Annotated in this window: 12 protein-coding genes; 4 read left to right on the top strand and 8 right to left on the bottom strand. The window is 34.3% G+C overall.

Going from position 1 to position 10,916, the window contains the following annotated elements; genetic code table 11:
• Positions 1 to 39 precede the first annotated feature (39 nt).
• Positions 40 to 1,206 (bottom strand): tRNA (guanine(10)-N(2))-dimethyltransferase, encoded by a 1,167-nt coding sequence (locus tag ACKI3D_RS01015; protein WP_407391487.1) that lies wholly within the window; start codon positions 1,204 to 1,206, stop codon positions 40 to 42.
• A gap of 97 nt (positions 1,207 to 1,303) precedes the next feature.
• Here ACKI3D_RS01015 and ACKI3D_RS01020 point away from each other — a divergent pair, with 97 nt between their 5' ends.
• Positions 1,304 to 2,410, top strand: a complete 1,107-nt coding sequence (locus ACKI3D_RS01020; RefSeq protein ID WP_407391489.1) for a DegT/DnrJ/EryC1/StrS family aminotransferase — start codon at positions 1,304 to 1,306, stop codon at positions 2,408 to 2,410.
• Positions 2,411 to 2,426: 16 nt separating this feature from the next.
• Here the strand turns inward: ACKI3D_RS01020 and ACKI3D_RS01025 are convergent, their stop codons facing one another.
• Positions 2,427 to 2,732: an MTH1187 family thiamine-binding protein gene (locus ACKI3D_RS01025; RefSeq protein WP_407391491.1), complete on the bottom strand. Its 306-nt coding sequence runs from the start codon at positions 2,730 to 2,732 to the stop codon at positions 2,427 to 2,429.
• A 49-nt stretch (positions 2,733 to 2,781) separates the two neighbouring features.
• On the opposite strand from ACKI3D_RS01025, the gene ACKI3D_RS01030 reads away from it, so the two are divergent.
• Positions 2,782 to 3,657 carry a TIGR00269 family protein gene (locus ACKI3D_RS01030; RefSeq protein WP_407391493.1) on the top strand — a complete coding sequence of 292 codons (876 nt, stop codon included), beginning with the start codon at positions 2,782 to 2,784 and terminating at the stop codon, positions 3,655 to 3,657.
• On the opposite strand, the gene ACKI3D_RS01035 is transcribed toward ACKI3D_RS01030, so the two are convergent.
• The 5 genes from ACKI3D_RS01035 to comB all read right to left on the bottom strand — a co-directional run bounded on the left by ACKI3D_RS01035 (position 3,616) and on the right by comB (position 8,085).
• Complete coding sequence (locus tag ACKI3D_RS01035; RefSeq protein ID WP_407391495.1) at positions 3,616 to 4,560, bottom strand: calcium/sodium antiporter; 945 nt, start codon at positions 4,558 to 4,560, stop codon at positions 3,616 to 3,618. The genes ACKI3D_RS01030 and ACKI3D_RS01035 overlap by 42 nt on opposite strands.
• 1 nt (position 4,561) lies before the next feature.
• The gene (locus ACKI3D_RS01040) at positions 4,562 to 5,881 is read right to left on the bottom strand and encodes a hemolysin family protein (protein ID WP_407391497.1); all 1,320 of its coding nucleotides are present in this window, start codon (positions 5,879 to 5,881) and stop codon (positions 4,562 to 4,564) included.
• A gap of 23 nt (positions 5,882 to 5,904) precedes the next feature.
• On the bottom strand, positions 5,905 to 6,117 hold the full coding sequence (locus ACKI3D_RS01045; RefSeq protein ID WP_407391499.1) for a DUF1922 domain-containing protein: 213 nt from the start codon (positions 6,115 to 6,117) through the stop codon (positions 5,905 to 5,907).
• 66 nt (positions 6,118 to 6,183) lie between these two features.
• Positions 6,184 to 7,353, bottom strand: coding sequence for a TraB/GumN family protein (locus ACKI3D_RS01050; protein ID WP_407391501.1), 1,170 nt, complete (start codon positions 7,351 to 7,353; stop codon positions 6,184 to 6,186).
• A gap of 36 nt (positions 7,354 to 7,389) precedes the next feature.
• The gene (gene comB / locus ACKI3D_RS01055; protein WP_407391503.1) at positions 7,390 to 8,085 is read right to left on the bottom strand and encodes a 2-phosphosulfolactate phosphatase; all 696 of its coding nucleotides are present in this window, start codon (positions 8,083 to 8,085) and stop codon (positions 7,390 to 7,392) included.
• A 38-nt stretch (positions 8,086 to 8,123) separates the two neighbouring features.
• Between comB and ACKI3D_RS01060 the strand changes: the two genes are divergently transcribed.
• Both ACKI3D_RS01060 and ACKI3D_RS01065 read left to right on the top strand, forming a co-directional pair.
• Positions 8,124 to 8,642, top strand: a complete 519-nt coding sequence (locus ACKI3D_RS01060) for a hypothetical protein (protein ID WP_407391505.1) — start codon at positions 8,124 to 8,126, stop codon at positions 8,640 to 8,642.
• A 54-nt stretch (positions 8,643 to 8,696) separates the two neighbouring features.
• Positions 8,697 to 9,620, top strand: coding sequence for a methanogenesis marker 7 protein (locus tag ACKI3D_RS01065; protein WP_407391507.1), 924 nt, complete (start codon positions 8,697 to 8,699; stop codon positions 9,618 to 9,620).
• Positions 9,621 to 9,633: 13 nt separating this feature from the next.
• On the opposite strand, the gene mmp10 is transcribed toward ACKI3D_RS01065, so the two are convergent.
• Positions 9,634 to 10,878, bottom strand: a complete 1,245-nt coding sequence (gene mmp10 / locus ACKI3D_RS01070) for a methyl coenzyme M reductase-arginine methyltransferase Mmp10 (RefSeq protein WP_407391509.1) — start codon at positions 10,876 to 10,878, stop codon at positions 9,634 to 9,636.
• Between the last annotated feature and the right edge of the window lie 38 nt (positions 10,879 to 10,916).

The raw sequence follows: 10,916 nt of genomic DNA on the forward strand, positions 1-10,916 counted from the left end.
CATATTTAATTTGAAAAATAGATTTTTTGTCAATATTGATTATTCATTTTCATTAAATTTTAGAAGAATATTTTGGATATCTTCAATATTGGCGTCAGTTTTAATTCCTAATGGATTATAATGGGTTTTTATTGCAACAAATCCTTCTTTTTCAAGTTCTTCTAAAATCAAGTCGAATTTTGGTGCACTAATCTTTAAAGATTTGCATATTGCATGGACATCAAAGAATGTGGCGGGAGCATCAGCCTCAACAAGACATTTGTTCAATAACTTCAATGCTTCTTTTTCACTATTAATCTTTTTAAATTCCGCTTCATCAATCATTTTTTGAATAAAATCTTTATTTTGGATGTTTCCTAACCATAATGGTCCGGCATGAACCAACTTTTCACCACAAACAGGACATATATCTGTAATTGGGCTTGCCAAGCCATTGCTGGTTTGCCTATGCAGGCAGTTTTTACAATGACTGATGTAACCAATATTTTTTAAAGATTCATCGGTTCTTTTTGAACCTTTTTTAATTTCTAAATATAATCTCATATAATGTTCAGTACTGTGTGACATTTTTACTTCAATGCATTTTGCATATTTTGCAAGACTCAGCGCTACAAAACCGGCCAAAATTCTAATTCCTGTCTCATGGCAATATTCACTTTTGTATGGTTTTGCATTATATTTGCGGATGCATGGTTCCTGGTATGTTCCGCATAGTGCTGAAGTATCGGTTGCGGTAACGCATAAAAGTGAGTTTCTATGGGCACAATAACCAGCTGAGTCAAGAAATGGGGAAGGAGTTCCAAAAGGATCAATATCAATTACATCAAATTCGCCACGTTTCATCCTTAAAAACATACTGGCGTCATGTTGGTAAACTTCAATATCATTTAAACTGTTCAATTCAATGTTGTGTCTTTCATAATGGTTTGCAACTTCACTTATATCATTTATTGAAACTTCTCCAACACCATCGATTTCATTTTTATAACGGATGCCACGAATTCCGCTGCCCCCAAACAAATCACAGATGTCTATTTCCCTATCCTGTTCCTTTTGGAATACTTGGATTGCAAGAATGGATAAATCCCTATTCAGTTCCATGTGGGGGTTGTAAAAAACGGGTGCGTCTGATGAAACTTTGTCGAATTCCGGAAATTCGATTTTTGTTAATCCTTCTTCAATACTTTTAATTTTATATTCGTCCATTAGGTCTCACTCTTAATTCTTATTATTTACTAAGTAATGTTTTAAATATTATTAGATTTAAATATTAGTATAAGAAATTAATCTAATTGGTGATGAAATGTCAGATATTAAAGTTCCTATTGCTAAACCAATAATTGGAGATGAAGAAATAGAAAATGTAGTTGAGGTTCTGAAATCAGGGATGATTGCTCAAGGACCAAAAGTTGAGGAATTTGAGAAAAGATTTGCTGAATGGGTTGGGGCAGATTATGGTATTGCTGTCAACTCAGGTACAGCCGCACTACATGTTGCATTACTCTCCTGCGGAATTGGCGAAGGCGATGAGGTAATTACAACTCCATTTACTTTTATTGCAAGCGGAAATTCAGTTTTATACATCGGTGCAAAACCAGTATTTGCAGACATCGATTTAAAAACTTATACAATGGACCCAGAATCAATTGAACCATTGATTACTGAAAATACTCAAGCTATTTTACCGGTTCAGTTATATGGGCAATCTGCCGATATGGACAGAATCAATGAAATTGCTGAAAAACATGGTTTGATAGTTATTGAAGATGCTGCACAGGCTCATGGAGCTACTTGCAATGGGGAAAAAGTGGGTAGTTTAGGAGACATGTCCTGTTTTAGTTTTTATCCTACTAAAAACATGACAACTTCAGAAGGTGGAATTATCACAACCAATGATGAAGAATTGGCTGAAAAGGCAAAAATGTTCAGAGCTCATGGTGCAAGCGTCAGATACCACCATGATGAAGTCGGTTTTAACTTTAGGATGACAGACATTTCAGCTGCAATCGGGCTTGCTCAATTAGATAAAATTGATGGATTTAATGATAAAAGAATAGAAAATGCTGCTTATTTAAATGAAGGATTAAAAGATGTGGATGGTGTAGTTACTCCATATTGTGCTGATGGTTCAAAGCATGTATATCACCAATACACCATTAGAGTTGAAAAAGGAGATCGTGATGATTGGGTAGACATGATTAATGAATGTGGCGTAGGAACTGGAATTCACTATCCAATACCGTTATACAATCAACCAATTTATAAAGCTCTAGGAATTGAAGGTGATTGTCCAAATGCAGAACTTGCAGCAGACAATGTTATTTCTCTTCCAGTTCACCCTTCACTTACAAAAGAAGATTTGGATTTAGTTATTGAAGCTGTTAAAAGAGCTTCTAATGAGTTAGATTAATTTCTAACTTCTTTTTTTATTTTAACATTTTTTCAACTGTATCAACTTTTGCATCTAAAGTCCTGTTTTCCAAGTCTCTTCTATCATCTATTTTTATAACTGTGTATACTCTACCTATGCCCAATTCAAAGATAGCTTCTTGAGCGGTAGCTATTGCAGAATATAATTCTTCTAAATTGTTCGCTTCTATTTGGGTTCCCATTCCAGTCAACTGATAATTAAGCCCGGAATCCTTAATGGACTGAACGGCTGCAGTTACATAATCTTTACATTCGGTTGTTTCAGTTCCGACAGGCAATATTGCAAAATCACATGTTATCATTTTTTCACCGTAAAATTATTTATTTAACTTCCTATAAATCAATTTAGTAATGGTCAAATTAGATAAAGATGAATTTAATGAGCATATTTTTTCAAGAATCAATAGTTTAATCAGCGAATATAAACTAATTAAAGAAGGCGAATTGATAGCTGTTGCTCTATCCGGCGGAAAAGACAGCGTATTAACTCTTCATGCATTAAAAAATTATCAGGAATTTTTAGACTTTGATTTGGTTGCAATTAGTGTTGATGAAGGTATTGAAGGATATAGGCAACATGGAATTGATTCAGCCATTAACAATGCCAATGATTTAGACATAAAATTAGTTCAAAAATCATTTAAGAATGAGGAAGGTTTCACTTTAGATGATATTTATAAGGATTTTAAAAGTGCCTGTATTCCATGCGGGGTTTTCAGAAGAAATATTTTAAATAAAACCGCTTATGAATTGGGGGCTGCAAAAATTGCAACAGGACACAATCTTGATGATGAAATCCAATCCTTTCTAATGAGTTTTGCAAGAGGAGATACAATAAAATTTTCCAAATTCGGCCCCGAGCTCGATGTAATCCATCCGAAATTGGTTCCAAGGATTAAACCATTATGGAATACTCCTGAAAAGGAAGTTGGAATGTGGGCCGTTTTGAATAATATTGATATCCATTTAGATGAATGCCCTTATTCCCATTTATCCTTAAGGGCTAAAATTAAGGAATTTTTAAATGTTAGTGAAGACAGGTATCCTGGTGTAAAAAGTAATGTGATGGAATCTTTTAAAAAAACATTAACATTTGAAAATGATATATCCACAAACCTTAATGAATGTGAAGTCTGCGGTGAACCGACTTCATCAAGCATTTGTAAGGCTTGTGAACTGAAAGAATTAATTTCTCAAAATTGCGAAGGTCATATATCCAATAAATAATGCAATTAATATAACTCCTTCTTTTTTATCATATTTGTCTTGTGTTTTACCAAATATGAAGCATAATATTGTAACTAATGTCATGAATACAACATCCACCAATATTGAGGAGTCAACAGGTATTCTACTGATTGCACTACTTGCACCAAGTACAAATAGGATATTAAATATGTTTGAGCCTATCACATTTCCTATAACTAGCTGATTTTCTCCTTTCTTTAAAGCAGTAATTGAAGTAACAAGTTCCGGTAAAGAGGTACCAATTGCCACAATGGTCAAACCTACCAATGTTTCACTCATTCCGAGTGCAATCGCTATTGCTGAAGCACTGTCAACAACCAAATCTCCACCAAGAACAATGCCTACCAATCCAACAAGAATAAACAAAATACTTTTTGGAAGAGTTAATTTAGGTTTCTCAACATAGTTCATGGAACCCGCCTTTCTTTCGTTGTAAATCAAATATACTATGTATCCGATTAAAATTAAAACAAGGATAATACCTTCAATATTTGAAATGTCTCCTCCAATAAATATGAATACGGCAAAGAGTAGGGTTATTCCTACAAGAAATGGCAAGTCTCTATTTAAAACCTCTTTTTCCATTAGCAGATTACTAAGTAATGCGGCAATACCGATTACCATCAGCATATTGAATAAATTACTACCGATTACATTACCCACAGCCATTCCATTGCTTCCGGTAAGTGAAGAGGTAATTGAAACTGCAGCTTCAGGAGCGCTGGTTCCAAATGCAACAATAGTTAAACCGACAATTACAGTAGGGATTTTTAATATTGAAGCAATGCTGCTTGCACCATCTACAAAAAAATCGGATCCTTTGATTAAAAATACAAACCCTACAAGCAATAAAACAACTTGTATTATTATTCCAGCATCCATTTTATTCCTCCGGCATAGGTTCTTCAGGACCTAAGTCAGTAACAAGAATCTTGTCAATTTGATGTCCGTCAATATCAATAATTTCAAATATAAACCTTCCGCATTCGTATTTGTCTTCTTCATCAGGGATTGTTCCGCTGATGCTTAATATGAATCCAGCTAAGGTTGTGTAATTGTCTTCTTCTTCATCAGGTAAAGAATCTTTAAAGTCGAATAGTTTTTTAAATTTGTCAATAGGATATCTTCCATCAATTAACCATGTTCCATCATCTCTTTGGATTGCTTGAGGTTCATCTTCTTCATCAATTCCAGGGATATCCCCAACAATACCTTCAAGTAAATCGTTTAATGTAATTAAACCTTCAACACTTCCAAATTCGTCAACTACAAGGGACATATGGACATATTCCTGGTTTTCTTTAAATTCCTTTAGGAGTTCCAATGTTTCCAAATGTTCAGATACGACTAAAGGTTCTTTTACAATTTTATAAACATCAAATTCTTCGTCGGTGAACATTGCTGATAGAATATCCTTTGCTTGCACGACTCCTATGAAATCATCCAATTCTCCTTTGGCTATTGGGAAAATAGACCTTTTACTTTCAATGATTTTTATTTTATTGATGTCCCTATCGTCTTCCAAGTCAATCCAAATGATTTCATTACGTGGGGTCATGATACTTTCGACTTTTTGATCATCAAGCTTGAAAACCCTTTTGATAATGTCCTCTTCTTCCTGTTCAATAGTTCCATCTTCTCTTCCTTCTTTAATCATCAATTCGATTTCTTCTTCAGTAACAACATCCTCATCTTTATTTTCAATTCTCAATAACCATAAAAGGAAACTGCTGGATTTAGCAAGGATGAAACTCACTGGCTTGGAGACTTTTTCAAGAACCACCATACTTTTAGCCACTTTAAGGGAAATTCTTTCGGGGTCATTTAATGCAATGACTTTAGGGACAATCTCCCCAACAACCAATGTTAAATAGGTAGTCACGATAACAACTATTGCAACACTGATCGGTTCACTGTAAGGTAAGAATGAGAGATATTTGGAAAGGGGTTCAGCCAATGTTACTCCACCAAAAGCCCCTGTTAAAACACCGATAAGTGAAATTCCAATTTGAACAGTAGATAAAAATTCATTAGGGTCTTCTAATAAATCAAAAACAATTTGTGCGTTTTTATTTCCTTCTTCTATATATTTTTGCATTTTTGCTTTTCTAATGGATACAACAGCAAGTTCTGCCATTGACAAATATCCTGTAAGTATAATTAAAATTAATATAATAATTATTTCGAGTGTCGTTCCAATCATTTCTAACAAACCATTAAAACTAATTATAATTCACTGGCCCTCTTAAAACCAGTATTTCCATATATCTTATCTTGCATTTCCTGTACTGCTTCGGATGCTTGTTCTCTTGTAGCTACTTTTTGAAAGATTCTTCTGGATTTGACTTTCAAAGTTTTGCCGCAAACACATTTGCGAGTGGCTACGCCTTCTTTTGCATACAATGCACGTCCACAGTCACAACGAAATATAAGATACATGATAGTTTTTCCATATAAAATTAATAGTAATAATAATATTATCAATATATTATTTAAAATTAATTGCTAAAGTCCAAAAATTTTCATGAATAATGGGATGAAAACTTTTGATGGCAAAATAACTAAAGTAGCAATACTGACTCCTAAGTTGGTTCCAATAACGACCAGCAATATTCTAAATATGTTATTGTTCCACAAGTCTCTGAAACTTTCAATATGGGCCATATTTTTAACGTCGCTTTGTCTGACTTTTCTGAATTTCGCTTCAGTCAAACCTGAAAACCAGCCCGCAGCAAGCAATGGGTGGATTATGGTTAATGGTGCAACCACTCCTCCAACGATTGCGGATTGTATCTTGGAACCGGATAAAATGGATCCGATAAAACCCATAATCATACTAATAACAATAAATTCGTAGATATTCCAGGTTATATTTATCCCATTAAAATATGCCAGAAAAAATATCACAACAAACAAAATTGGAATCATGGCCAATATTATTTTTGCCCAGGGAATGCCTTTTTTTTCATCAACGACTTCCAAATCTCTTAAATTAGGCAAGGTTTCAGGATTATTCAAATAATTCTCAATTCCGGGTTTATGTCCTGCTCCAACTACTGCAATAACATGGTCCTGTGGAATTTGCATTATTTTTCCTGCAAGGTAAGCATCTCTTTCATGAACTAAAACTTCATGGACGCTTGGAGCTTCATCTTTAAACATTTCCATTAACTCATCAAGGTTTTCAGGATTCTTTAAATCTTCAATATCAACATCTTCTTCATCACCGAATCCTAAAACTGATGCAAGCAATCCATACATGAATTTGGCTTTTTCAATAAATCCCATCTTATTTAAGGCCCTTTGTAGTGTAGTGCCTATGTCCCTATCAATCAAAGCTATTGGGATTCCCAAGTCTTCACTCGCTTCAATTGCACCAACCATTTCAGAACCGGGTTTCACATCAACGTCAGCTCCGATTTTTGATTGGAAATATCCCAGAAGGGTGGTGGTAACGAAAAGTCCTACTTTGTTCTCTTTTATAATCTGGGTAACGGATATGGTGTCATCTTCTTCAATGCCCGCCATTTCTTTTTTTAGTCTTATGTATCGTCCTCTATCGAGTTCAATTGCAACCACATCAGGTTGCTGTTCATAGATGGCATCTTTTACTTCATTGACACTTTCTTCAGATACGTGAGCGGTACCAATTATAGTTAATAGTTCTCTTTGCATTAAATAAACACTTCTTTGTAAATTATCTATCTAATATTATGAAATCGGAATATATAAAGTTAATTCATTATTTTCATATATTGCAACATTGTCGCTAATATTTTTCAAACAACACAACTCAACATCATCTTTATAATTAAGTTTGATTAATCTTTTTGCAGTCCTTGAATTGACAAATGCTTCTTTTACTAGTTCATAATCTCTAGTTGCAAGAATCGCAGATTTGGCATATTCACTTAATTCATAATCCTTTAAGTTTTCACAAATCCAATATAGTATTTCTCCACTGGCCAAAAAGTCCTCAATTGCAAACTCTCCTTTAACGCCGGCCATCACAACATCAATATGGTCATTAGCCAGTTCAATACTTCTTAGGGCAACTGATTTTGCATTTATGAGTGATCCAACAAGGACGGTCGATTGCATGTTTTCAAGTATTCTTGTTCCATTGGTTGTAGTTAATATGAGGAGCTCTTCATTAGTTTTATAGTCCTTTAGAGCACTTGGAGAGTTTCCAATATCGCATCCTTCAATCTGCTTTCCCCCACGTTCTCCTGCAACGATTCCTCCAAATTCTTTTTTCAATTCAAAAGCATCTTCAAGGGTAAAACAAGGGATGATTCTATTAAAATTGTCCAAAGCTAATGTAATTGTGCTGCTAGCCCTTAATGCATCAACCATTATGGAGACATCATCACTTTCGCTTTCCTCAAAACTCAATGTAACCTTCATGAATTAATTTATATTCAATGTTATTATATAATATTATTATGAAAATTGTCACAACACCTATGTGTGAAGAAATTGTAAAGCTGGCTGGAATTTCAGATTATGCTGTAAACAAACATCCGACCAGTGAAGATGGGGATTTTGCAATATTGTTATCTGAGAGTAAAGTGGATATGGATTCGCTACCTATCAAACTCAATACTCCTTCACAGGTTTTTGAAAGCATTAAAAAGGTTTCCGAAATTGCCAAAAATCAATTAAGCGATGAGGATATACTGGCATTTTTTGAGGGTTATGAACTTTCTAAAAAATACTTGAATTCAGATTTCAAAAGAGACATTGATGTTAAAGTATACTCTGAATTTTTAAAAGACATTGTTTTGGACATGGGATTTAATGTTGATTCAGATAACTTTGATTATGTTGTTTATCCGGATTATTTAAAAAATAAAGTTGAAGAAAGCGAAAATCTGGTTGAAATCCCTTCACATGGAGATATTTCAAAAAACCCATTTGAGCGAATCGAAGTGAGATATGCCATTTTAGAAAATTTAATATAATATAGGAATTAAAAATTAATATATTATATAATTGCATTTTTGAGAGTTGTTAATATGTATGAAACATTAACATTTACTGGTGGAGTTCACAAAAGTGAAGAAATAAAAGAATTAATTGAGGATTTAGGAGGATTTATTCTTCTAGACAGCATTCAACAAATGGAATTGGTATTAAACATGGCCGTTCCTATAGAAGATGTTGATAAAATTGAAGAAAAATCAGAATCTCTTTTAGCTAAATTATCAGTTGCTCCTATGGCCGGTTCTGAAATAGCTATTGTTTCACCAACTCTTGCAAGACACCATTTGCCTCATGCAGCTTGTGACATCTCTGAGTATTTGAGGGAATTCGGTGCAAAAGATAATATGATTGGGCTTGCAAGAGGAGATGGAAAAGGAACTGCTGGAATTACTGAACATGAAAAAAAGTTAATTGAGGAACATGATATTGTTATTTTTGCTTTAGGCAGCTTTGAAAACTGCATTAAAGAAAAAGCTTTCTTATATGATGATATTGATATTCCGGTGGTTGTGACTGGCGCTCCGGACATCCCCGTTGAAGAACTTCCGGGTGCAGACGCATATGTTGGGGGTCTTGGTAGGATTCCAAGAAGACTCAGAAGAGGACCGGATATTCGCGCACTTGATAAATTGGTAGAAACCATCGAACAGATATTGAAAGATAGAAAACGTGAAATGGCTCTTGATCCACCTTTAGTTCCATCAATAGTAGTAAAAAATGCAATTGAAAATCAAGTTAAAGAAATTGAACAGGCAGTTTCTCCTACTCCAGTAACCTCTCAACTTGATGGTGTGCGTGTAAAATTAGATTATGATAAATATGCCGATACAATCGCTGATGTGGTTATTGATGGCAAAAAATTATCTGAAATTGCAGAAATCAAAAAATCATTTATGTATGATTACATTTTAGTAAAAATAAATAGTGAGAGTTCTCTTGTAGAGGATTCAAACTAACTTTTTTCTTTTTTTAAATAATTCTCATTCCAAAGAAATTAATAGCATCCACTAAATCGTTGAATTGTTCTAGCTCTCTTTCAATAACATTTTCATCAATCATATCAATACTGAGTTCTCCATCAACACTTAATGTGTCAGGGCCACGACCGACAATTCTTTCAATGCCATCAGCACTTAATATTCTCTCAGCATCAAGCTGATGCACAAATGCCCTTCCAGGTATTATAACCGCTTGTTTTATTTCACTTAAATCAAGATTTTCCAAATCTTCTTTTGTAATCAGACAGGCTATTTCCTTTTCAACCGCAACGACATTGACACTATCACATTCCAATTTATCAAATATTTTTGAGATGAATGGTTCAGCTATCTTTGATGTAATTATAGTGGCTTCGCCTGTAACCGGCTTAATAAATTGTAGGAATATTTCATTTTCATCTTTAGCTATTGCAAATGGGCCGCCAGTTTCTGGGTCACACAAGGGAGTGCCGCTCACTCTGAATTTGTATTCGCTGTTAATCTGCTTTACAAGTTCTGCAAAGTCTTCAACCGGCTGGGATTCAATACCTTTGATTATCGGTTCATTTCCTAAAATCAATCCTTCGTTAAATGTGTTTGCAAATCTCATCAAAAGTATTCCTTTTGCACCCCATTCCTCTAGTGAATTGCAGGTTTGTCTAAGAACATCTCCATCATTGACGCCAGGAATAATTACGGCAGCTCCAGTAAGTTTCACGTTTTCACAAAATATTTTACAGGCTTTAAGCGCTTCTTCAGGATTAGGATCCTTAACCCATTCTTTTCTAAGTTTTGGGTCTGATGAAAAGATAGTGAACGATACTTCTTCAACGCCATTATTTATTAATTTGGAAGCTATCTGGGAATCGTCTATTCCTTTTCCGCAGGTGTATCCTAAAATGGACGGGATTGAAAATTGATTTAGATTTGCAGTTAAGGTTTCCAGATAAGGATAGCAGCTTATATCTCCTCCTCCACTGATATATGCGCTTATCTCTCCTCGACCCATGCTCATCATTAATGCGTTTTGCACTTCATTCATTACTTGGAATGGTGACTTAAATGCCCCTTGGGTTTCAGAAACTCCTTTACTGCATCTTTCACAACCGATTTTATTAGGTAGACAGTGAGCACAGCCAAAACTCTTCACTTCTTTTACCTTTCTAAAGTAACAGTATTTACAAAATCCGTTACAATCTTTTCCAGGTATTCCTCCAACATCAGCTACAAGTTGCATAATTAATTATTTTTTATTTCATTTTATTTATAAATATA

Source organism: Methanobrevibacter sp., assembly GCF_045586545.1.
Taxonomy (GTDB): Archaea; Methanobacteriota; Methanobacteria; order Methanobacteriales; family Methanobacteriaceae; genus Methanocatella.

Bases quoted from the DNA above. Each gene is read 5' to 3' on its own strand.
- ACKI3D_RS01015 (WP_407391487.1), bottom strand. From the start codon at position 1,206: ATGGACGAATATAAAATTAAAAGTATTGAAGAAGGATTAACAAAAATC.
- ACKI3D_RS01020 (WP_407391489.1), top strand. From the start codon at position 1,304: ATGTCAGATATTAAAGTTCCTATTGCTAAACCAATAATTGGAGATGAA.
- ACKI3D_RS01025 (WP_407391491.1), bottom strand. From the start codon at position 2,732: ATGATAACATGTGATTTTGCAATATTGCCTGTCGGAACTGAAACAACC.
- ACKI3D_RS01030 (WP_407391493.1), top strand. From the start codon at position 2,782: ATGGTCAAATTAGATAAAGATGAATTTAATGAGCATATTTTTTCAAGA.
- ACKI3D_RS01035 (WP_407391495.1), bottom strand. From the start codon at position 4,560: ATGGATGCTGGAATAATAATACAAGTTGTTTTATTGCTTGTAGGGTTT.
- ACKI3D_RS01040 (WP_407391497.1), bottom strand. From the start codon at position 5,881: ATGATTGGAACGACACTCGAAATAATTATTATATTAATTTTAATTATA.
- ACKI3D_RS01045 (WP_407391499.1), bottom strand. From the start codon at position 6,117: ATGTATCTTATATTTCGTTGTGACTGTGGACGTGCATTGTATGCAAAA.
- ACKI3D_RS01050 (WP_407391501.1), bottom strand. From the start codon at position 7,353: ATGCAAAGAGAACTATTAACTATAATTGGTACCGCTCACGTATCTGAA.
- comB (WP_407391503.1), bottom strand. From the start codon at position 8,085: ATGAAGGTTACATTGAGTTTTGAGGAAAGCGAAAGTGATGATGTCTCC.
- ACKI3D_RS01060 (WP_407391505.1), top strand. From the start codon at position 8,124: ATGAAAATTGTCACAACACCTATGTGTGAAGAAATTGTAAAGCTGGCT.
- ACKI3D_RS01065 (WP_407391507.1), top strand. From the start codon at position 8,697: ATGTATGAAACATTAACATTTACTGGTGGAGTTCACAAAAGTGAAGAA.
- mmp10 (WP_407391509.1), bottom strand. From the start codon at position 10,878: ATGCAACTTGTAGCTGATGTTGGAGGAATACCTGGAAAAGATTGTAAC.